Source organism: Deltaproteobacteria bacterium (genome assembly GCA_016931625.1).
Lineage (GTDB): Bacteria > Myxococcota > XYA12-FULL-58-9 > XYA12-FULL-58-9 > JAFGEK01 > JAFGEK01.
On the sequence record JAFGEK010000029.1, the window covers coordinates 1 to 23889 of the forward strand.

Annotated in this window: 21 protein-coding genes; 7 read left to right on the plus strand and 14 right to left on the minus strand. The window is 38.1% G+C overall.

Annotated elements, in window-relative coordinates:
• Positions 1-191 precede the first annotated feature (191 nt).
• The 3 genes from recJ (at position 192) to thiI (ending at position 4182) form a co-directional block, all read left to right on the plus strand.
• A complete protein-coding gene (gene recJ, locus JW841_02515) occupies positions 192-1937 on the plus strand; it encodes a single-stranded-DNA-specific exonuclease RecJ (GenBank protein ID MBN1959796.1) in 1746 nt (581 codons plus the stop codon).
• A 94-nt stretch (positions 1938-2031) separates the two neighbouring features.
• Positions 2032-2922 (plus strand): ROK family protein, encoded by an 891-nt coding sequence (locus tag JW841_02520; GenBank protein MBN1959797.1) that lies wholly within the window; start codon positions 2032-2034, stop codon positions 2920-2922.
• A gap of 30 nt (positions 2923-2952) precedes the next feature.
• A complete protein-coding gene (thiI, locus tag JW841_02525) occupies positions 2953-4182 on the plus strand; it encodes a tRNA 4-thiouridine(8) synthase ThiI (GenBank protein MBN1959798.1) in 1230 nt (409 codons plus the stop codon).
• A gap of 95 nt (positions 4183-4277) precedes the next feature.
• On the opposite strand, the gene JW841_02530 is transcribed toward thiI, so the two are convergent.
• Positions 4278-4772 carry a Rieske 2Fe-2S domain-containing protein gene (locus JW841_02530; GenBank protein MBN1959799.1) on the minus strand — a complete coding sequence of 165 codons (495 nt, stop codon included), beginning with the start codon at positions 4770-4772 and terminating at the stop codon, positions 4278-4280.
• A 329-nt stretch (positions 4773-5101) separates the two neighbouring features.
• Between JW841_02530 and JW841_02535 the strand changes: the two genes are divergently transcribed.
• Positions 5102-6478, plus strand: a complete 1377-nt coding sequence (locus tag JW841_02535) for a replication-associated recombination protein A (protein MBN1959800.1) — start codon at positions 5102-5104, stop codon at positions 6476-6478.
• Between the two features lie 25 nt (positions 6479-6503).
• Here JW841_02535 and JW841_02540 read toward each other — a convergent pair whose 3' ends face one another.
• The 7 genes from JW841_02540 to JW841_02570 all read right to left on the minus strand — a co-directional run bounded on the left by JW841_02540 (position 6504) and on the right by JW841_02570 (position 13233).
• Positions 6504-6842, minus strand: a complete 339-nt coding sequence (locus JW841_02540; protein MBN1959801.1) for a P-II family nitrogen regulator — start codon at positions 6840-6842, stop codon at positions 6504-6506.
• 713 nt (positions 6843-7555) lie between these two features.
• A complete protein-coding gene (locus tag JW841_02545; GenBank protein ID MBN1959802.1) occupies positions 7556-7714 on the minus strand; it encodes a hypothetical protein in 159 nt (52 codons plus the stop codon).
• Between the two features lie 9 nt (positions 7715-7723).
• The gene (locus JW841_02550) at positions 7724-8005 is read right to left on the minus strand and encodes a hypothetical protein (GenBank protein MBN1959803.1); all 282 of its coding nucleotides are present in this window, start codon (positions 8003-8005) and stop codon (positions 7724-7726) included.
• Positions 8006-8203 carry a hypothetical protein gene (locus JW841_02555; protein MBN1959804.1) on the minus strand — a complete coding sequence of 66 codons (198 nt, stop codon included), beginning with the start codon at positions 8201-8203 and terminating at the stop codon, positions 8006-8008.
• A 5-nt stretch (positions 8204-8208) separates the two neighbouring features.
• A complete protein-coding gene (locus tag JW841_02560) occupies positions 8209-9759 on the minus strand; it encodes a sigma 54-interacting transcriptional regulator (GenBank protein ID MBN1959805.1) in 1551 nt (516 codons plus the stop codon).
• Positions 9760-9868: 109 nt separating this feature from the next.
• Complete coding sequence (gene glnD / locus JW841_02565) at positions 9869-12490, minus strand: [protein-PII] uridylyltransferase (protein ID MBN1959806.1); 2622 nt, start codon at positions 12488-12490, stop codon at positions 9869-9871.
• Positions 12491-12585: 95 nt separating this feature from the next.
• Complete coding sequence (locus tag JW841_02570; GenBank protein ID MBN1959807.1) at positions 12586-13233, minus strand: hypothetical protein; 648 nt, start codon at positions 13231-13233, stop codon at positions 12586-12588.
• 86 nt (positions 13234-13319) lie between these two features.
• Between JW841_02570 and JW841_02575 the strand changes: the two genes are divergently transcribed.
• Positions 13320-15254, plus strand: a complete 1935-nt coding sequence (locus JW841_02575) for an ankyrin repeat domain-containing protein (protein MBN1959808.1) — start codon at positions 13320-13322, stop codon at positions 15252-15254.
• A 25-nt stretch (positions 15255-15279) separates the two neighbouring features.
• Here JW841_02575 and amrS read toward each other — a convergent pair whose 3' ends face one another.
• Entirely contained in the window at positions 15280-16365 is a 1086-nt protein-coding gene (gene amrS, locus JW841_02580; GenBank protein MBN1959809.1) for an AmmeMemoRadiSam system radical SAM enzyme, read from the minus strand.
• A gap of 161 nt (positions 16366-16526) precedes the next feature.
• On the opposite strand from amrS, the gene JW841_02585 reads away from it, so the two are divergent.
• Both JW841_02585 and JW841_02590 read left to right on the plus strand, forming a co-directional pair.
• Positions 16527-16838: a PilZ domain-containing protein gene (locus JW841_02585; GenBank protein ID MBN1959810.1), complete on the plus strand. Its 312-nt coding sequence runs from the start codon at positions 16527-16529 to the stop codon at positions 16836-16838.
• Between the two features lie 14 nt (positions 16839-16852).
• Positions 16853-18229, plus strand: coding sequence for an MFS transporter (locus JW841_02590; GenBank protein ID MBN1959811.1), 1377 nt, complete (start codon positions 16853-16855; stop codon positions 18227-18229).
• A 36-nt stretch (positions 18230-18265) separates the two neighbouring features.
• On the opposite strand, the gene idi is transcribed toward JW841_02590, so the two are convergent.
• From idi to cysC, 5 genes are read right to left on the minus strand one after another with little or no spacing between them, the layout of a single operon-like run.
• Positions 18266-18832: an isopentenyl-diphosphate Delta-isomerase gene (gene idi / locus JW841_02595; GenBank protein MBN1959812.1), complete on the minus strand. Its 567-nt coding sequence runs from the start codon at positions 18830-18832 to the stop codon at positions 18266-18268.
• A gap of 26 nt (positions 18833-18858) precedes the next feature.
• Positions 18859-21099, minus strand: coding sequence for a hydroxymethylglutaryl-CoA reductase, degradative (locus JW841_02600; GenBank protein ID MBN1959813.1), 2241 nt, complete (start codon positions 21097-21099; stop codon positions 18859-18861).
• A 32-nt stretch (positions 21100-21131) separates the two neighbouring features.
• The gene (locus JW841_02605; GenBank protein MBN1959814.1) at positions 21132-22196 is read right to left on the minus strand and encodes a hypothetical protein; all 1065 of its coding nucleotides are present in this window, start codon (positions 22194-22196) and stop codon (positions 21132-21134) included.
• Positions 22189-23178: a diphosphomevalonate decarboxylase gene (gene mvaD, locus JW841_02610; protein MBN1959815.1), complete on the minus strand. Its 990-nt coding sequence runs from the start codon at positions 23176-23178 to the stop codon at positions 22189-22191. Before mvaD ends, JW841_02605 begins: the two co-directional genes overlap by 8 nt.
• A gap of 18 nt (positions 23179-23196) precedes the next feature.
• Positions 23197-23808 carry an adenylyl-sulfate kinase gene (cysC, locus tag JW841_02615; GenBank protein ID MBN1959816.1) on the minus strand — a complete coding sequence of 204 codons (612 nt, stop codon included), beginning with the start codon at positions 23806-23808 and terminating at the stop codon, positions 23197-23199.
• Between the last annotated feature and the right edge of the window lie 81 nt (positions 23809-23889).

Here is a 23889-nt window from a genome sequence, read left to right on the forward strand (position 1 = left end):
ACGACCCGTTTGACAATAACAGGTTTTCAAACACGCGGACATCTACCCGTGCTAATGAAGCGGACATCTATAAATACTTGTAACATGATATTAGCTATACGAAACCCTAGTAATAGTAATTAAAAATTTATAATAACAAGCATTTATAAGTTGTAATTTTATAAGCTGCTAGTCTATGTCCACAGCCACTCATGGGTCTTACTAATAAAAATCGCCTTAGTCTAACCGGCAAACGTTGGCATGAGCCTAAAATCACTCTACAACATGACAAAACAAATATTAACAGTCTGCCAACATGGGTTGAAACATTATTGACTCAACGCGGCATCATTGGCGAAACCGCAATCCAACAATATCTTTTCCCTACTTTAGCCTCACTTGCTGATCCAGCCCACCTTGCTGATATTGATTCTACGTTAACCATCATAATCAAAGCATTGCATAACAACTGGCCAATAACTGTCTATGGTGACTATGACGTTGATGGCGTCTGTTCAACTACCTTACTTATTGATTTCTTTCGTAAGGTAGGAGCAAATATTGATTATTATATTCCTGCACGCCGTCTTGAGGGCTATGGCCTAAACGAAAGTGCCATACGAGATATTTGCTTAAAAACAAAATTACTAATTACCACTGACTGCGGTATTACCGCGCACCATGAAATAAATATCGCCAGAGAACTTGGCTGTGAAGTCATTGTTGTAGACCATCATCGTGTCGCAGAAACTTTACCCAAGGCTTCTGCTTGCATTAATCCCCAGCGCGATGACTGCGGCTTTGCTGATAGAGTATTATGCGCGGCTGGCGTTGCTTTCATGTTAATAGTTGCGCTGCGACGTGCTTTGCGTGACGATGGTTATTTTAAAAATCATAACGAACCAGACGTAAGAGAACTTCTTGATCTTGTTGCTTTAGCAACTGTAGCTGATATGGTACCAATTATTGGCATCAATCGTATTCTGGTCACCGCCGGGCTTAAACAAATTGCTTCAACTCAACGTGTAGGTCTAAATGCTTTAATCAATATTACTGATATTAGCAAAAATAAAATTACTGCCTCTGATATTGGTTATAAGCTCGGCCCTAGACTTAATGCACGAGGACGACTTCATCATGCTGGTGAAGCTGTTGAACTTTTACTTACGAATGATACAAAACGAGCGCAGCAAATAGCTGCATCATTAGATAGTGCCAATCATGAACGCCGTATTCTTGAAAAAGCGACACTACAAGAAGCATTAGATATAATATCCCATGATAGTCTCGATTCTCTGGCAGCACTTTGTGTTTACAATCCCAATTGGCATGCTGGAGTATTAGGCCTGGTAGCCTCACGACTAACTAGCATTTATCATCGACCAGCAGTAGTTATCGGTGAAGACGGCAAAGGCTCAGCTCGCTCAGTTAATGGAGTTGACTTATACGCTTCACTTACAAAAACCTCTGAACATCTAATTCGTTTTGGTGGTCATGCGGCTGCTGCCGGCATTACTATTGATCCTTCTACTATCAATGACTTTCGCACATCCTTTGCAAATGTTGTGCAGCAAACTATTGGTCACCCTCCATATGTCAAAAGCATCAAACCTGACATTCAAACACCACTAAGCGCTATATCTCTGCAGCTATTGTCAGTAGTTGAAAAATTAGAACCATTTGGTCAACAAAATCCTCAGCCACTTTTTAAATGTGCGGCAGTACCAATACATTCATTACGTGTTTTAAAAAACGAACATCTTAAATTTATGGTCGGCAATCCAAATAATGGCTGCCAAGAAGCAATTGCTTTTGGTATGGCCAATATTATTAATGAGTTGCCAGATTTAGTGGATATTGTTTTTTACCTTGAGCGAGATTCTTTTGGTGGACGTAAAAAACCGCTAATGCGCGTGAAAGACATAAGACCAATAGACATAATAACATTAATATCTTAAATAAACGATAAAAATAATAAACATAATAAACAATATACTTATTTTAATTTTAGCTGCTAACCTTAAATAAATTTAACGAAAGACAAAATATACCATGTGGATAGGCATTGATCTTGGTGGCACTAAAATTGAGGGGGTAAATTTAGATGCCAATGGCATTGTGCAAAATCGTGAACGCCGCCCTACTCCTAAAAATGACGGTTACCATGGCATTATAACTTCTATTGCCGATTTAGTTTTCAAGCTAGAACAACAAAGCGGTGAAACTTGTACCGTCGGCATTGGTACACCAGGTGCAATTTCTGCCCGTACTGGCTTAATGAAAAACTGCAATAGTACTATTTTAAATAATAAACCCCTTAAAGAAGATATTGAAAAAGCCTTAGCGCGTGAAATTAAAATAGCAAATGATGCTGACTGCTTTGCACTCTCTGAAGCGCATGATGGTGCTGCTGCTGGTAAAAGTATGGTTTTTGGGGTCATTATTGGCACAGGTGTAGGTGGTGGCATTGTTAGTCATGGTCAAATACATAATGGGCCAAATGCTATAGCTGGCGAATGGGGGCATTTAGTTTTGGATAGCCAAGGTCCAAAATGTTATTGTGGCCGCCAAGGTTGTATTGAAACCTATCTTTCTGGTCCTGGGTTAGCACAAAATTACAGAAATCGTGGGGGTGATAACACTCATGACGCCAAAAAAATTATTGCAAACGCCAGAGATGGTGACCCCTTAGCAAAAATTGTTATGCAAAACTATTATGACTACTTTGGCCGTGCGTTAGCTATGGTCATTAATATTCTCGACCCTGATATTGTAGTACTGGGCGGCGGGCTATCTCAAATAGATGAACTGTATCAAGAAGGAATAACCGCGGTAGCAAAGCATGTTTTCAGCGATGATTTACGAACTCCCATAGTGCAAAACCTGCATGGTGATGCTAGTGGTGTATTAGGGGCGGCAAGATTATGGCCCTTGCCGTGCTGATTTACATAAATTTAAAACCAGGTTAAATTAATGCAACATGATGGATATATAGTTCACTATGCTGAGCTTGCCACTAAAGGGCGTAATCGCTTTAATTTTATACATTCATTAATTGGTAACATCCGTAGAGCACTTAAAGAACTACCAATACAGAAGGTTGAATTTATTTCTGGCAGAATCTGGATTTATCCACAAGGTGATGCTCAAACAAAACAAAAAATAATTGCGATTCTTAAACGCATAGCTGGCATTGCATATTTCTCCCCGGCTCGCCGAGTTAATATCTCGCTAGATGCCATTAAAAACTGCGCTCTTGAAATAGTTAATTCTCTTGATTATAATAGTTTTCGCGTTCGTGCTCGCCGGGCTTTTAAACAATTGCCACTTAGTTCACTCGAAGTTGATCGAGAAGTGGGCGCCTTTTTATTAGAGAAAAGACCAGCTCAAGTAAAAATGAAAGGTGCTGATCTAGAAGTTATTATTGAAATGGTACCCCATGGTGCCTTCGTTTGTGTTGAGCGTTATCGTGGCCCGGGTGGACTGCCAGTTGGTACCGGCGGTGTAGTAGCCTGCCTTTTATCTGGTGGTATTGACTCGCCTGTTGCTGCTTATCGTATGCAACGACGAGGTTGTACCGCGATATTTATTCATTTTCATAGCCAACCATTTCTTGATAATTCTTCAACTGAAAAGGCCTGTGAACTTGCGCAAATACTCACTCAGCATCAAGGTCGTGCAACTTTATATTTAATTCCTATTGGCGAATTGCAGCGTGAAATTGTGCTATCAGCTCCGCAAGCTTTGCGTGTTGTACTATATCGTCGTTTTATGGTTCGTATGGCAGCACAAATTGCAAAACGTGCTGGCGCTAAAGCTTTAGTAACCGGTGAAGCACTGGGGCAAGTAGCTTCACAAACCTTAACTAATCTTGCGGTGGTTGATGATGCGGCTACCATAATGATACTGCGTCCGTTGATAAGTTTTGATAAACAAGAAATCATCGACATTGCAAAAGAAATTGGCACCTTTGAAATTTCTATTGCTCCAGATCAAGATTGTTGTCAGTTATTTATACCTAAAGCCCCAGAAACACACGCCAAGCTTGAACATGTACTTAAGGCTGAGGCGAAGCTTGATATTGATAAGTTATGTGATGAAGCATTAGCCGGCACACGTGAACTAATGTTGGCCAAAGATAATGATAGTGGTTTAATTAAAATCATTGATGAACGTAAGTATGCTTCTAATGCAAAACCTTAATACTTTTTTTAATTTATCTTGGTCGAGGATTAATACTATTTGTTCCGATTGTGGTGGTTGTACTCGAAATAGTATAAGAGGAAATATTGGAGATATTAAACAATAACACCACTAATAGTTAATTTACCATCGGCAAAAATATTTGAGAAAATTTGTAAATTATTTTTTGCTGGTCCACTAACTTTCTCGCCATCTAATTTAAAAGTGCTATTGCCAAGCGAAGCGCAAGAAAAGTTCATAGCTTCATTTTCATATTCCATTTCGACACCGCGATGTGGACAGACAAGCGATGCCACGACAAATGATGATTCGTTCACTCGTGCAATAATGATAGGCTTAATATTATTTTTACCTGCGATTTTAACTGCGCCTCCCACAACTGACAATTCTGCTACTTTAGTAACATCTATAACTAATTCATCGTTTACCTGCGCTATCGCGGTTTTAGCAATTTGTGGTGTAGAGCCAGTTCCAGTTAAAGTTGCACAACCACCAATGCCACATATACAAAGTCCGGTGCCTGCAACGGCTGCAGAAGTTTTCATAATAAAATCACGTCGATTAATATGATGAGTATTTTGATTAGCCATTTCTCATCCTCTAAATAAAAGAAGTAGTTTAAATTAACTCTAAGCTTCTCATAAAACAAGTTTTAGGGGCTATTTAGAATAATTTCATATGCGGCACGCCAATTATGCTGCGGTTTTATATCGTTCTTCTATTTTTTAAAAAATTATAAATTATGTATATTAAACTTCGAAATTGATTAGGTTAAAAAATGAAAAATTTAATCTGCCCGTTGATACTTACTTTTTTAAAAGAATTGTTTGATGATGCATAAAAAATACAGGTAATGCCATTGTTGATTGTTATCCCTTTGGTATATTTTGTTTGCTGTTATATTTTTTTTAATAACAAAATGAGGAAAACAGTGCCGCCTACAACTTCAGATTTATTTGCATCCACGGCATCACGCGATACTTCGCTATCACCACTTGCTGAACGATTACGCCCAAATTCTATTGATGAAATAGTTGGGCAAGAGCGCTTAATTGGCTCTGGGCGTGCTTTGCGACGTCTATTAGAGCGCCAGGAATTACCTTCATTAATACTTTGGGGGCCACCAGGTTGCGGTAAAACTACACTTGCTAGAGTTTTAGCAAAACACATTAATGCCGAACTAGAAAGTCTCTCGGCGGTAATGAGTGGTGTTAAAGAATTACGCGCAGTAGTAGAGCGAGCTACTGAACGACGCCAATATCATCGTTTACGAACCGTTCTTTTTGTTGATGAAATCCATCGTTTCAATAAAGCGCAACAAGATGCCTTACTACCGCATGTTGAACTCGGCCTGGTAACTCTTATTGGGGCTACAACAGAAAACCCATCATTTGAAGTAATTGCAGCGTTATTGTCACGTTGTAAAGTATTTGTTTTAGAACCGCTTGCCCAAGACGACATTATACCTTTATTAGTTCGGGCTCTAACAGATTTTGAGAGAGGTTTAGGCAAACATAATATCAGTGCATCCCAAGATATACTTGAACTTATTGCTCAAGGTGCTGACGGTGACGCCAGAAGAGCTCTAAATACTATAGAAGTAGCTGTCGACCTTGCAGTACAGGCTAAAGTTACAACATTAACTACTGAACTTATTGAAGAAGCTGCGCAACAAAAAACTATTCTTTATGATAAAGCCGGAGAACAACATTATAATGTAGTAAGCGCTTTTATAAAATCAATGCGCGGTTCTGATCCTGATGCGGCGGTTTATTGGCTGACTCGTATGCTTGAGGCTAACGAAGACCCTCGATTTATCCTTCGCCGTATGGTCATTCTAGCTTCAGAAGACATTGGCAACGCTGATCCTATGGCCCTAAATGTTGCAGTTAATGCTCTGCAAGCTTTTGAATTTATTGGTCTACCTGAAGGCGTTTTGCCAATGACCCAAGCAGCGACTTATTTAGCTTGTGCTCCAAAATCAAACGCCGTAATTGCCGCCTATGGTAGTGCTAAAGCTGATGTGCAAAAACATGGTGCTCTGACAGTACCATTAAAATTACGCAATGCGCCAACAAAGTTAATGAAAAACATTGGCTATGGGGATGGGTATAAATATCCACATGCTTTTGATGGCAATTATGTAAAAGAAGAGTATTTGCCTGAAGAGTTAGTTGGGCAAATTTACTACAAGCCAAGTAATCAAGGCCTTGAACGAGATATTAACAAAAGACTTGAACAATTACGTAATGCTCGTGGTTACAGAAAAAACCGCAATCCAAAAGATAAAAGCTGAATAGGTTTTTTGAAACTATACGCACTTAAAGAGTTTCTGGACCGCGTTCACCAGTACGAATACGTACAGCTTCATCAATTGTAGAAACAAATATCTTACCATCGCCAATCTTACCGGTGCGTGCGGTTTGCTCAATTGCATCAACCACACTACCAGCAATTTCGTCTTGCACAACAACTTCAACTTGTACTTTTGGAATGAAGTCCAGAACGTATTCGGCGCCACGATAAATTTCTGAGTGCCCACGCTGGCGACCAAAACCTTTAACTTCAGTAACCGTCATGCCTTGTATGCCAATTTTAGCAAGAGCATTTTTTACTTCATCAAGTTTAAATGGTTTTATAATGGCTCTAACACTTTTCATAGTTGTTGTTCCCTTTAATCTAGTGGATATAAATCCAACAATTGTAGCGTCAGCAACTACTGTGAATCTAACCTACCAAAAATAGGTTGCTTTTTTTTAAGGCCTGGCTGCAACAAAAATTTTTTGTTTTAGCCTTATACCTTTTTGGTCTTGATGCTATCAAAAAAATAGCAAATTCTGTACCTATTATGCTTGTTTCAAGTTTGTACTAATAAGATTAGTTTTTGTCAGCATAAATAATACATTAAAACTAGCTTTATTTTATTTTGTGATATTGCACCCATATAATTGTAATGTTTATTACATTATTTCTCATCTCTGCTAGTCATATATTCTCACCACATTTTGCTCGCGTAACACTTAAATAAAACTAATCTTTAATTTTATTAGGTAGTTACCCAATCACATAAACATTTCAAGACATAGTGTTGTGTTTTGATTGATTACTTACACGAATGGCATGTCATTTGCTCTTACACCAATACATTACTTCTTCTAAGTCAAAGCATTTTAAAAAGGATAGGTGTCAATGAATAACGAGGCAAAACATGCCATCGGAAATATTGGCAAGGAAAATATCTCTAAATTAGCTGATGATAATACGCATCCCTGCTTTTCACTTGGTGCCGCATATAAATTTAGCTGTATTCATTTACCGGTAACACCAGCATATAACATTAAATGTTCATATTGTAATCGTAAATTTGATTGTATCAATTTTGACCATCCCAGAATGGGACAGTAAATGAACATAAATTATTAAAATTTACTATAGCTTCGCTATTTGGTAAAGTCTCAACTATCTCGTGCTCGATATCATTTTGTCCACGGTATAAAGTTAGCCAACGCTTGCCAGCATTACGACGATGCAACTCATATTGTTAGTATATATATACTAAATCGAGTTGTTCGTTAATTGCATTGGTGCGCTCACTACCGCATAAGCGATCATGTTGATATTGCAAATAGGCATCACATTCAAATGAAATAATACGCTCACGATAAAAAATAGGGGCCAGCCCTATACGGCTTTCAACCCAACCTTTAAGCACCGCCACTTCTATTGAACTGGATTCAACTCCCCAACCACGTAAAAATCGTAGATAACTGTTTTTAATACTTCGACGTGTTAAATCCGTTTGTTGCTCTTGCCAATGATGCAGTTAAAAACGCACTGAAACCCAAGCATCAAAACGTTCTGCTCGTTGCTTACTATCAGGTATCTCATCAAGAAGTTTAAATAAGAATGCATTTGAATGTAGTCCTCCTTGAATTTCTAGCGATGATGGATTTTCATTGAATTCGCGTGATGCAATTACCCAAGGAGGTAAATTACAACGGTTGTATGACGTCCATTGCATTATTTTTAAAAACGTTTAACTGGAATGTTATATTTTAAAATACGATATCCTAATTGTCGCACGCTTAGTCCCATATAACGTGCGGCTTTTGCTTGCACATATCCACAACGCTCTAAAGCAATGATAACACGTTGTCTTTCGTCAAAACCTGCAAGTTCATTGGCAGCATGAAAAGAAGTATTTTGTTCATTATTATTAATAGAACATAGATCTAACTCATACCAATTAATATCATCAACACTATAGAAATCTTTAGCACTTAACTCATCATGATCTGAAGCCACCAAAGCTCTTTCTATACAATTACGTAATTGTCTTGCATTTCCGGTTAATTGGCAATGACGTAAAAGCTCAAGTGCATCGGTAGTAAGTACTGCATTACGTTCATGTTCAGTATTAAGGGCTTGTAAAAAATGCAATGCCAGCGGGGTTATATCATCTACTCGTTCGCGCAATGGTGGCACCGTAACGCTTATGACTGATAATCGATAATATAGATCTAAGCGAAATTTATCAGCCCGCACCATTTCTTCAAGATTTCTATTGGTAGCGGCAACCACACGGACATCAACGGTAATTGGTTTCTCGCTACCAATACGTTCAAATTGTCGCTCTTGTAATATACGTAATAGTTTCGCTTGGGCGTTCAGGGATAAATCGCCGACTTCATCTAAAAAAAGAGTACCGCCATCAGCGCGTTCAAAGTATCCATGACGCACATTTGTGGCACCAGTAAAAGCACCACGGTCATGGCCAAATAATTCAGATTCAATCAAAGACTCAGGCATCGCAGCACAGTTGATACCAATAAATGAACGTTCTGCACGAGGACTAGCGTCGTGGATTGCACGTGCTAATAACTCTTTACCCGTACCACTCTCTCCACGCAATAGCACAGTGGCGCGACTTTTTGCTACACGCATTACTAAAGTTAAAACATCGCGCATACTCTTGCTTTCACATACTATGCCTGGAAAACGCTCATCGGTATAATTTGGTTGCGGTTCTTTTTCTTCACCATAATCTTGATGGTGAGTTTCGTATTGCATGAGCAATACCCGAGAAGTCATAAGATATGCGATAGTAGTCAGAAGTTTTATATCAGCATCGAAATTTAACGGTCCATTACTATGTCTGCGATCTGCAGTTAATACCCCTAAAACGTTACGCCCGTAACGTAGAGGTACACCCATAAAAGCGCGCGGATCTTCTTTTAGGTTTTTCCAAGAACCCGTTCGATTTAAAAATGCTGGCTCTTTGGCAATATCTGGTACAACTACCGGTACTCCTAAAGCATAAATTTTACCAACAAGCCCTTCGCCTGGACTCAGCCTACCTAAAATCCTCTCTTCATCGGTCATCTCTGGGGCAGCTTCCACGAAAACTTCGTGGGTCACATTATCAAATAAAGCTAATGTGCCATTTTCTAAGCCGACATAGAGTGAAAGAATATTTAACGCTGAGGTAAAAGCCTTATTAATATCTGTCGTTTGTGACAGAGTTTTGCTGATTTCATACAGCGTCTCGATTTCGAGATGCGATCTTATTTGTTGCACAATATTATTATCTATAACCTTATTTATATATTTTTCAAGCTTATTGTTGGTTTAATTATATTTATTTTATATATTTTTATATTAATTTTGCTCAATTTAAATATTATAATCAAGTAAGTAAAGTTTCTAAATGTAACTGAAGATTTTCACGTTCAGTTTTTTTTAATGGTTTTCCTGTATTAGCATTAACAACATAAAAAGCATCTTCAACCAACCCGGCTTCAGTATTAACTCTAGCTAAAATAATTGACGCACCAGCTTTACAAATTTTCTTTGCTGCTTCATGCAATAAACCCACTCGATCAGGAGCAAAAAGGTCAACGACCGTTGCATCATCAGTTGCATTAAGGTCAAAAATAATTCGTATGAGTGGCAATGTGCTTCTTTTCTTTAAAGTTGCTGCTGCACGCTGTCTCTCTGAAATTCGCTCATTATAGCTACATCGACCAGACAATGTTTCTTCAATACGCTTTATTAAAGCTTCACGTCGGCCACTACTTTTTAACGCTGCATAATGTAGCGCTGGCACAATAAAAGTATCAATTGCCACATTTTGTTTAGAAGTAGAAATCTGAGCAGAATTTATACTCACGCTACTAGCTGCCAATTCACCAGCCAAATCTGCTAATAAACCTGGGCGGTCTTTGCCAACAGCTATTATTTCAAAATGGTTCTGTTCATTGTTATAAAAAATGTTGCAATAAACTCCTGTTTCCCCTCGTTGATGCGCCTGTGAAATTGCTTGTAACTGTCTGACCATAACTTCAAGACGATGACTGACAAGATGACGTGGGGTTAAAATTTTTAAAAAGTCTCGCAATGGTAAAAGCTCTTCAATTAGTTTTGATTCAAGTTCGATACGTTTTCTTTCAGCCCGCGCGAGCATATTCTGCACTTCAATACCAGAGCGTAATACCTCAATCGTACGACCATATAATTCATGCAAAAGCGACTCTTTCCAATCATTCCAAACAGTAGGACCTGTTGCGATAGCATCAGCATAAGAAAGTAGAAGCAACATATTTAGACGTTGTATTGATTGTACTTGTTCTGCAAAATTTGCAATCAGCGCATCGTCCTGTAAATCACGTCGCTGTGAAATACGAAACATTGTCAAATGCTCTCGTACCAGAAAGCCTATATCTTCGCAGTCATCAGGTTCTATAGCAAACCTGTTTAAAATTTTCTGCGCAAGTTCAGCGCCAAATTCTGAATGATCTTGGCCATAACCCTTACCAATATCATGCAATAGCGCTGCTATTAATAATACGTGATGCCGTTTAACATTTTTAGCAATATAATTTATAAATTTTGGTGTATTTTCTTTGTGATCACTTAAAAGTGCAGCTACGTTACGAACGCAAGCAATCAAATGAAAATCAACAGTATAAATATGAAATGGTTCTCTTTGAGGCAAACCACTAATATATTTTATTTCTGGTAAGATACAATCAAGCACGCCTAATTCGTGCATGCGACCAAGCATAAGACCCCCATGCTGTGAGTCCGCAAGTATCTCTAAAAAAATTCGTAAAACATTAGAGTCTTTTACAACAATAGGCGATAGCAATTTTTCACAATTCGAGGCTATGTATTCACTAGCTCGCGGATGAATCGACAGTTCGAATTGTTGAGCAACTTGAAAAATACGCAAAATATCTATTGGTTCAGCATTAAATTGTTCTTCACTAGCAAACAATGCTTTGCCAATAACCACAAAACCTTTAACCCTCTTCTTTTTGGGCAGTTGGTCATGAGAAAAGGCTTCATGACAGCGCGCCAATACATGCTGAGCGCTGGTACGAATTTCACGAGCACAACGAAAATATCGTGTTAATAATTCATCATCTACCGGGCGCTCTGCTACTCCAATGATACCAAGCTGTGTTGCAACATCACTACGAAATTCCGCGCGCAATTGGTCTTCACGTCGTTGATTTAAAAAATGTAATGCTAGACGAATAGCTAGTAAAAAATCATATCCATTTAAAAGAGCAAGCACATCGCGCCTTGCCGCATATTCACGAGTATATAATTCGTGCCAATCATTTATCCGCCATAACAAACGAGCAGCCCACCAAACTCTATGTACATCACGTAAGCCCCCGACATCATATTTGATATTTGGTTGCATATGATAAACAGCACTATTTTCATCATCCAATAACCAATCTGCAACTGATTGGCGCATCTCATTACGAATACTAGGCAAATTTAAAACGTTATTAAGAGTCTTTTCGAGTTCAAAAACTAATTCAGCTGTACCTACTATCGGACGCCAGTCTATAGCACCGGTACAAATAGTTTCGTCAGTTTGCACTAGACGAGCAAAGTCTTTGGGGGTACGAACTGCATGACCGACATCAAGATTTGCATCCCAAAGTGGATAAAAAATTGCATCAGCAGCTTTGCGTACTTGTGAGTCTTCGGGTTTTCTACTGATTAACACGATATCAATATCAGAATATGGTCCGAGTTCATGACGCCCTAAACTACCAATTGCGATTATCCCTAAATCTGCTGCACCAGGTGAAGTGGTTCCGATAGCTCGTTGGTATAAAGCTGTAATAACAGATTGCACTTGTTCAGTCATTAATGCGGTACTTTTACTAGCCCCTAACCCACGTATAAATTGTTCGTGGACGTTTTGGCGAGCCGTAATAATTTGCTCTTTTACCCATACACCACATTGTTGAGCATCAGATGGCGCTAGTAAATTAAATGAAGTCACAATAGTTATTTAAGTTTGGGGGCAATATTAGTCTAGTTAAATCATTAATCTCTTTTGTATTGATGCAATTTGCGATTGTATTGGCTAAATTTCTGTTAATTTTTGCTATTATTAAATAAAACAACACCTTTTCGTAATATACGCAACTGTACTGAAGTTAGCACAGGATTTGGGTCATCTGGTGCTGCGTACATAAGATTTTTAGGACTTTTATGATGACCTTTTAAGCCGAAAAAATGTCCAAGCTCATGAGCTAAAACATCAACGGTAAAAGATTGAGGTGCTACTATAATATATCTTCTTTTTTGATATTTCTTTTCACGCCCAAGATATTGCCAATGTCTACCGGCAATATCTGTATCTTTATGGTCTAAATCAAATAGTCTTGGAACTAAAAATACATGTACACAATCATCCTCATTAACATATTTAGCTAAAGCGTCACGTTCATCAGCACTTTGCACAAATTGCACCGAAGGCTCATTGTAATGAATATATCGCAAGGAAAATACAGCAGTTGTAGTAATAAAAAATGTTTGTGCTTTAACAATGGCCTTATCATAATATTCTTTTATAGGTTGCGCATCTTCACCTGTAATATGTAAGCAAATTGGAATTGTTATTTCGGTTTTTATTGGATTATTCTGTTTTTCTTGAGCGATAGAGGAATTTAGCGCCACAATATAAAAAAACACGATAAAAATAACTAGACAATATGAATATAGTGATTTAGTCTTTCGCATTTTAATGGCTCATTTCTTAGTTGTTTATTATTTGATATTTTAATCCAAACTCAGGTAAATTGTATTGATTTAAATCGAGTTCACTAATGATTAAAGTATATATTATCCTACTTTTATTTATTTTTCCCACTTTAGCAATAGCAAATATTCAAGATGACCTTTGTGACGCTGCAAGCAAAGGTAACCTAAAAGAAGTACGTAGACTACTTAGCAATGGCGCTGATGCAAACTTTCCCGATAAGCATGGTACCACTCCGCTAATAAAGGCACTTGCATTTTATCAATATGAGATTGCTCAATTTTTACTGCAAGCTGGTGCAGATCCAAATAAAAAAGATAATTTAGGCAATGTTGCCATTACCTCTGCAGCATATAAAGGCCAGCTAAAATTCATAAAACTTTTGCTCGATTATAATGCTGATCCCAATATTGAAAATCAAATGGGAGACACTGCCCTATTAAATGCTATGTTCTCTAAAAATTGGGATGTTGCTGCATTATTACTTAAACATGGTGCAAATCCAAATGTTCATAGTGCAGTCTGTATACCTATACACACTGCTGCAAAATTGGCACCAGAGCTTTTACCTTTGTTAATTAAAGCTGGCGCTGATGTTGATGTTACCGATGCTAGCAAATCAACAGCCTTAATGACTGCAGTCAGGCACGGTGATATTAAAGTTGTTAATATATTGCTTAGCGCTGGTGCTCAATTAGAACTTACCGATAATATGAGTCGCACTCCATTAATTATTGCAGCAGTTCTCGGTAAAAGTGAACTCGTTGAAATTCTATTTCGTCATGGAGCTAAACTTGAAGCGCGTGACAAAGATGGAAATACTGCACTGCTTTCCGCATTATCTAAAGGCCATTTAAATACCGCATATTCCCTTATAAATCATGGAGCAAATATTAAGGCGATAGATAATGATGAAAATAATTTACTTATACTATCAGCACGATTAGGAGATATTAACTTAGTTAAAAATTCTTTAACAGCAGGTCAAAGTATTACAAAAACAAATAAACAAAACACTTCAGCACTTCAAGCAGCTGCAGTTTCAGCAAATTTAGAATTGGTAAAATTTCTTATTGAAAAATGTAACGCATCCATATGCAAATCTTTCTACACCCCAGCACTAATCAACGCAGCCGAAAATGGTAGAACAACAACAGTTGAATTTTTGCTGTCGTATGTTTCTAATAGTACTAGTGATAAATCTTATTTAAACCATGCGCTAATTGCTGCAGTATCTTCAGGTAATGAAAAAACTGTGGCATTACTTTTATCTAATGGTGCCAACGCTAATTTTGTATGTCCAACTGACACGTATCCCAATACAGAAGGATTTACAGTTTTAATGAAAGCAGCTGATCTTGGTCAAAGCGAAATTGCTTTATTACTCTTAGAAAAAGGTGCAAATATAAATGCAATCGATCAATACAACAAAAGCGCTTTATTGTATGCAGTTGAAAGTCAACATATAGAGGCTGTGAATTTACTGCTTAAGTATGGTGCCGACCCTAATATTAAAAATTACATGGGAGACACTGCACGAGATTATACTTATAGGTATATAACAAGCGAAGGACGTAAAATTCGAAAAATTTTAAACAACTATAACGCCCGAGGAAAAACATATATTGGCGAAACTCCTCTACCGGTTGTTGCAAAAAATACTACGGCAGCTATTACTGGATTAGGATACTTGAGTCTTGCTATATATATGCAAAATAAACTGCACCGTAATAATACCAAGCAAAATTCTATGCGTTGGGTTAACTATGGTTTGCTAGTAGGTGCTGGTGCTTCACTATTCAGTTATTTTATGTTGCATAGTAACAAAGCTTCTAGCAATGATCCATATTCAGGTTTAGGCGAATTTTTTGCTTTAGCAATTGTTGCCCCTGCGACTATTGCCATAGGTGTTAGTGGATATTTCGCTCGCAATAATCAATTCTACTATTATAGTAGCGCTGCAGCAGTTGCCGCATTACCAATTCTTGCAGTGCAATTTTAAAAATACACAAGCCAATATTTTTTAACTACTTAATTACAATCGATTGCCGTTTTGCTCCCCAACTACCAGGAGTCTTCTCAAAATGCCCAGAAATTGTAGTATGGCAATTTAAACAACCACCATTATCATCAATAGCCCAAGTACTTATATCATAACCATTTCTACCAATGACTACTTGTTGACAATTTGGGCAAAGAGTACTTTGCCCGTCAGGGTCATAAACATTACCCGTATATACATAATGTAATCCTAAATTTAATGCTTGCTGACGTGCTCGTTTAAGCGTAGCGGCAGAAGTCGCTCGTCGATCAGTTAACTTATAGTCCGGATGAAAACTTGTAAAATGCACAGGCACTGTAGGTCCAAGTGCCTCCAATATCCATTCACACATTTTCCCGATTTCTAATTCTGAATCATTCGCTTCAGGTATTAACAATGTAGTTATCTCAAGCCATACATTAGTTTTTTGCTTTATATAAATTAAAGTTTCTTTCACTGGTTCGAGTTCAGCCAAACAATATTTTCGATAAAAATTTGCATCAAATGCTTTTAAATCAATGTTGGCTGCACTCATTGGAGCAAAAAACTGTTCACGTGGTTTGTCATTAATATATCCAGCACTGACCACTACTGGTTCAATTTTCTGTTCACGACAAGCTATCGCAGTATCAATGGCGTATTCGAAAAAAACAACCGGGTCATTATAAGTAAAAGCTACTGATTTGCACTGCGCTGCAACCGCAGCTTGGGCAATAGCTTTCGGATAAGCTTGTTGCAATAAACGGCTATGTTCTTTTGCTTTAGACAAATCCCAATTTTGACAAAAATTGCAGCCGAGATTACATCCCGCTGTCCCAAATGAAAGAACCGGTGTTCCAGGATAAAAATGATTGAGTGGTTTTTTTTCTATGGGATCAATACAAAATCCACTTGATCGACCATAGCTAGTCATAACTATCTGCCCATTTTGGGCCATACGCACAAAGCAAAATCCTCGTTGTCCTTCTTTTAAAACACAATATCTGGGACATAAATCACAGCGAACATGATCGCTGTCGATTTTAGTATAAAACTCACTAGCAACTTCCCCTGGGCTAATTTCTTGGTACATATGTGTTAACATAAACTCGTTTGCAATTTCACGTAAAGGCTTATTTTAATAATGAATAATATTTTCTTTTAGAAAACAAATAGATACGCATGATAAGTTTTTGATCATCTTTAATGCATAAGATTACACTTTTCTGACAAAAATTGTGTAATATAGAAGTAATGGCACCTAATAAGCTTACTAGTCGACATGTACGTCATCCAGTAAATCTGTTCGTAGGTATTGTCGATTCAGACACCCCACCCGGTCGTACACGCAACATTAGTTTAAGCGGACTCTTTGTTGAAACAGCAACTCGGCCGCAAATAGGCTCGGCTATAGACATTTGGTTTGTATGGGGAGATGATACCTATACTAGCAAGGCAAAGGTAATTCGACATGCTGATGATGGTATTGGCGTAGCTTTTGTTGAGCCAGATGTTCATCTTCTTGACGCTCTTGCCGAAATTCTTGATCTCCCATCATTATCTTAGTTTTTCTTTAAATTATGCCAACTGAACCAGCTTCCTCACCTTCTAATAAATGGTTTGTACTATTTGCTATCGGTGTTGGTACATTTATGTCTGCATTAGATAGCAGCATTGTAAATATGCTTTTGCCGGTTTTACGCCAAACCTTTCATACTAATGTTGCCGCTATTGAATGGGTGACTACCGTTTACCTATTTGTTGTCAGTGGTGTCTTACTTACATTTGGGCGATTAGGAGATTTACGCGGACATAAAAAATTATATCTCACCGGATTTATAGGCTTTATGAGTAGTTCAGCACTATGTGGTCTAGCTTTAACTCTTACTTGGCTAATCTGTTGTAGAGCCTTACAAGCATTATCTGCGGCAATGCTTTTCGCTAATTCACCAGCAATTCTAACTAAAACATTTCCTGCAACACAACGCGGCAAAGCTTTAGGTCTACAAGCAACCATGACCTATTTAGGACTCACCATTGGTCCGTCATTAGGGGGAATGTTAGCTCAACATTTAAGCTGGCGCGCAGTTTTCTATCTTAATGTTCCTGTTGGTGCTGTTGCCTTATATCTTGGTTATCGTTCTATACCAGATGATAACCAAAAGCATGAATCTACGCATTTTGATAAAGTTGGGGCTTCGCTTTTTTTTATTGGACTCTTTTCACTATTATTAGCTTTAAATCAGGGGCATGCCTGGGGATGGAGTTCCAAGATAATCATAAGTTTATTACTTAGCGCCGTCATCATACTGACAATCTTTTTAAAATATGAATATCAACATCAAGCACCAATGCTTGATTTATCTCTATTTAAAAACCTAACCTTTTCAGTGTCAGCTTTTTCTGCAAATACTATTTATATTGCTATGTTTATGTTAATTTTTTTAATGCCATTCTACTTAATACAAGATCGCAGTCTTAATATTTCTCATGCAGGTTTAATAATGACTGCGCAACCAGCAACCATGATGATCGTTGCTTCTATTGCTGGTGCACTCTCGGATCGTTTAGGTGTAAGACTAATTAGTCTAATTGGACTTTTTGTATTGGCGTGTGGCTTCTTTTGGTTAACTTACCTCACCTCAAATACACCATTAAATCATGTGGCACTAAATCTTGCGATTTGTGGCCTAGGTATAGGTCTCTTTGGTTCACCCAACAATAGTAGATTGATGGGTGCAGCACCACGTAATCGTCAAGGTATTGCTGCCGCTATTCTTGCTTCATCACGTAATCTTGGAATGGTGCTTGGTGTTGCCACCGCTGGTGCAGTATATACAACGATTTTAGCTAAACATGGAGACGATGCAATATCTACAGCAGTAACACATGGTTTCTATGTGTCGTTTGGTATTATATCATTATCATTTTTAATTTTGTTGTTAGCAAAACGGTAAAAAATCGCGATTTTACTAAATTACTAAAAACATCATCTACCCTGCCAATAACTGCAAATTTCCACCAAATTCACCACGAATGCGTTGCCATTCTAACTTAATCCATGGGGTATAATTTATATTGTTTTCAAGTAATTCTCCGTCTAGTTTATCAGCGAGAATCCATCGTGTGGCTGCAATTTCATTTTTATTTGGTGATATCGCCTTATTTAAACAACCTATAAACACATGGCATAGCTCATTTTCTGCACCAATATTTTTAAAATATGCTTGATATTGAAACTTAAATAAATAATTTACCGATGCATTGACACCTAGTTCTTCGCTTAATCGACGAACTACAGCTTGGGTTAAATCTTCACCGCGACGTGGATGGCTGCAACAAGCATTTGACCAAAAAAGCGGCCATAAACTCTTCTGTTCTGAACGTTGTTGTAATAATACTTGATTATCATCATTTATTAAAAACACTGAAAATGCTCTATGCAGTATACCATTAGCAGCATGACATTCTTGTTTTTTAGCAAAACCGATTTCTGTATCGGTAGCATCCACCAAGATAAGAGGCTCATCATCAAAAGATACTATTGCATTTGACGAAATCACGCTAATCAACTTTCTGTTAAAAATCAACCTATTTGGGTTACTAGGCTACGATAACCAGCTTGCTTGATAGCATCAGCAACTTGCAGCGCACTATCCGGGCATACTGCAATAATTGAACCGCCACCACCGCTACCAGTTAACTTTGCACCAATAGCTCCATTACGTCGAGCTATTTCAATAAGTTCTTCGAGTTCCCAACAAGATACTTGCAAGGCATTAAGTAAACCCTGACCCACATTTAATAATACTCCTAATTCTTCTACCCTATTTGTTTCGATAGCTTGTACCGCCTGAATAGTTAACGCATCAATTTCATTAAAAATTCGCCGATATAATGAACGATTGCTTTCAAAAGCAGCCCTAACTCTTGCGACCATTTTAGCAGTCGAACTTGCTAAACCACTAACACCAATTACAATAGGTATTGGCTCACTCACTTTTAAAGCTTGCATTACTGGCGGGTTTTCTCGTTTATATAATAGTAATCGTCCAAATGTAGCTAAGGTATTATCAACCCCCGAAGGTGTTCCATGTGCTATTTCTTCGCATTTAAATGCTAAATTATTAACTGCAATATCAGCAAGGTCAAAATTATAAATTTTAGCAATCGCACGAATACAAGCCACAGCAAATGCAGCCGATCCGCCAAGTCCCATGGCCTTTGGTACTTGTGAAAATACTTCAAAATGTAATGAAGCATTGGTAATTTTAAATTCTTGCAGAATAAGATTTATACATTGTTCAAAATAATTTTTGGGTGCTTCGTCCTGATGCCATTGAATTGCTATATTCCATTTGGGCATTTGCAGTTGCAGCCCGGGAGTATCCGCAGCATTTACTTTGACTTCGACTGCCATTGGCAGCGGTGCTGCTAAGGCATGGCTACCATGAACAACAGCATGTTCACCTAATATAATAACTTTACCATGACCAATACCTATGCAATTATCGTTACCCAAACGTTTGCTCGGCGCAATTTGCGTTACAGTTAATCTTTGTACGATTTGTTTTGCGACACGTACTTTAATATCACCGATAGAAATTAGTTCGTTAACAACCTTTTCTAATATCTCTGGTGAGGCCCCTGCAGTTACCGCTACACTTCGTGCATGTAAAGACATATGACCACGTTGAATACCTTCGGTAACTAAAGCACGTAGAGCCGCAAGATTTTGTGCTAAACCAACCGCTCCCATTACTTGTGCTAGCTCTTTAGCTGTATTTATTCCTAACATTCTTAAACAAATACCGACACTCGGATTGGCTTGCAGTGATCCACCAACGATCCCAACCTTGATTGGCAATTCGATACTACCAACAAGGTCTCCTTGAACATTACAATGCCAATCAGTAAGTGCTTTATAACCATTGCGGGATGCATAAGCATGAACTCCTGCTTCAATTGCACGCCAATCATTACCGGTTGCGATAGCCACTGCATCAATTCCATTCATGATACCTTTATTGTGCGTAGCAGCACGATAAGGATTTACCAAAGCAAATTCATTAGCCATAATTATTGCATCGCGAACCTGCTCACCTTTGAATTCATTGCTAGCCAACAGGTCACAAGAGAGTTTACATTTTGCTCTTACTAATGCACGATCAGTCAAATTTGAAAGTATACGTAAAACAACATGACCACCGGTAAGTTTTTCAATTAAACCTGCAACTCCTTCGCACATAGAGTTAACAAGATTGGCGCCCATTGCATCGACGGTATTAACCAATATATGCAACGCCAGCATCTGACGATTATTAGAAGAGGCAACATGACTCATGACTTCAAGATCACAAGCACCGCCGCCACGAGCGAGTAAATTTGGATGTATACTATTAGCTGATTGTAATATTTCTTCTTTATTCTGCAAAATGGCGTCAGTTGCGCTTTGTAAATTAGAAATATCAGTAATTTGAATTTGACCAATAAGTAATGGATTATCAGCTTCGCAGCAAAAACCACCCGCCTTACGAACAGTTCGTGCAATAGAACTCAATGCTGCCACTATGGATGGTTCTTCAACTACCATAGGAACAACATAATCTTTTTCATTAATTAAAAAATTAACACCAACGGACAATGGCAAGCCAAACACACTAAGTACATTTTCGCTCATATGTTCAGCTACATCACAAGACAGAATATTCTGTTTAAGTCTAAGTAAGCGATGGTCTTCGCTATTTAAGAAACCCCTTTCGTTAAGTAATTGTAAACGCTGTTCACGAGTACGATGAAAAAAACCAGGGATACGCGAACGCTCCATCATAACTCCAGGTTATAGTAATTTTAGATATTTCATGAGGCGATAGCACCATCGCCAGCAACAATTAATGGCACTATTTCAAACCCCTCTTGTAATACTGCATCAGATACTTTTTTCATGGTGCTTTGATTGCGGCACGCAAATAGTCCAAGATCACCTCCCGCCCCTGATGGTTTATAATAACCGCCATTACTAACAACAATATCAGCAAGTAGCCTATGCGTCTGAGAAACTAATTCTATACCACTTGTATCGCTTAATTTTATCATCAATTCATTATAATCAGATATCGCGTGCAAAAACCTTATAGTATCTTGTTGCTCAATTGCATTAATACTTTCGTGACTAATTTGACTCAACTGTGACATTAGCTTACCGTAAGTCATACTATCACGTTTGCGATAATGTTTAAGCGCCGCTAAAATTGAAGCAGTATTAACCTCTTGCCGTGTTGAGACCGCACCAAACTGCAATTCTTTAGGTAAATTAACATTTTTAACCGAAATTTGTTTATCTTTACCTAAAGTGAATTGAATCACCGAACCCATCACCGCAGCTGCGACGTCAATACCACTGCCACTACCTTGAGCTTGACGATGCACATCAACGATTTGAGGTAAAACTTTATTACAATTAACTTCAGTAATCCCTGCAAACTTTAGCAAACCAATAAAAGTAGCGGATACAAGCGCAGCACTTGATCCAAAGCCAAGTTTGCAGCCATCATCACTATATAAATCAGACGTATCAGTAGTAATTGAGAAATCGCATAACACCCCACCTTGTGATGCAATATATTTTGACGCAGATACTATAGCCTGTTCTATAAAAATAAGTTTGTTGCGTAATTCATCATTAACTGGCGAAATATATTTGAATCGACTATTTATAATTTGGCATGCTTGCGTCTGCAGTGAAAACGCAAGTGCATTAATGTAGCAGTTTACTACATTTTTTTTGCTATCAACAGAAGTGGGCCATTTTAAAATCGAAACCTTCGCTCTTTTCTCAACTGCCATCACCAAAGCTTGCGCCCCGGTTAAAACTGCATATTCACCAATAAGAACTAACTTACCTGGAGCACTGGCTTTAGTCACAACATCCCCCTTTAGCTGTTACAGCGCCTCCAGGCCCGCTATCAATTAGCTTAATAACCCCAGGCACTTCTTTAAGAACTTTTTTAATGATCGCCTTTGAATCTTCTTGACATAGTACTTTCACTTGCGGTCCGGCATCGATAGTAAAATATACAGCTAAACCTTTTTGTCGTAATTTGCATATAGTCGATATCAAAGCTAGGGTAGTACTATTCCAATAAAGTAATCCAGGTTGAGCCGACATTGCTAAGGCATGCATTTTTAAACAGCTATGCTCAGCCAATTCTCCAACTTGATTAAAATCCTGCGCTAAAACTGCTTCTCGCATTTGCTTGATATTTTGTTCTGTCGAAACAACCCAGCTATCCCAAAATGGAGATGTATTGCGAGTATGTTCCATACCGGAGGTTGACTGCACCTTCTTAGCTTCATTGCTGGTGATTGCCACTATAACCGCAATTGGCCATTTTTCTGCATCACATAAAGGTTTAGCAATGGCGTCGCTACCATCATTAAGTTCTCCTTTATGCATTTCTACAAAACCACCGAATATTGATCTAGCTGCCGAACCAGAACCTAAACGAGCAATACCTGAAAGTGTTTCAAGCTTAATATTAATCTTTAGAGCATGCGCCGCCGCTGCTACAAGTGCAGCAAAACCAGAAGCAGATGAAGCTAAACCTGCACCTGTGGGAAAATCATTTCGACTTTCAACTATGGCACGCAAATTTACACCAGCCATTTGCCTTAAAACGTCTAAAACCCGTATGACTTTAGCAGTTGTTGTCGCGTCGGCCAGTTGACCATTTAAATTAACTTGGTCCTGTTCAAAATCATTAAAACGCACATAGCTACGTGTTATCAGATTATTCAGGGTTAATGAGATTGAACCAGTGGCTGGCAAGTTTAATTTTGCATCACGCTTACCCCAGTATTTTATCAATGCAACATTAGGATGAGCCCAGGCGGTGGCATGATGCATTATTTTTTACTCAACTTTTTATGGTATTTCGATGATACCTTTTTTAAGCAATAATAAAAGACAAGCCTGTACACATTCTTCGACCGATTTTTGTGCAGTATTAAGCACTAATTCAGCAGATGACGGGGCTTCGTATGGATCATCAATGCCAGTAAAACCTTTGATCAACCCAGCACGTGCTTTTTTATACATTCCTTTAGGATCACGCATCTCACACACGGACAAAGGCACATCAAGAAAAACCTCAAAAAAGTCTAAATCATTATCAACATGAAGTTTACGGCAATTATCACGATCTGCTCGATAAGGACTAATAAAACTAGTAATTGCAATAGAACCACTATCAGCAAATAGCTTTGCAACTTCACCAATACGACGAATATTTTCAGCACGATCCTCGGTCGAAAAACCTAAATTATTGTTGAGACCATGACGAACATTATCACCATCTAAACGATAAGCATGTATCGCATGACTAACTAGCACTTTTTCTAAAGCTGATGCGATAGTACTTTTGCCTGATGCTGATAAACCAGTAAACCAAATAGTTGCCCCTTTGCTTTTTAAATCACGCCAACGCTGTTCTCGAGTTATTTCACCTTCATGCCAATGAATATTTTCAGGTTTCATGTTTGTAATAATTCTTCATGTTAAAAGGTTTTTTAAGTAAATTTATGTAACTAAAGCTCCTACACTTGTACAAGGGTAGGA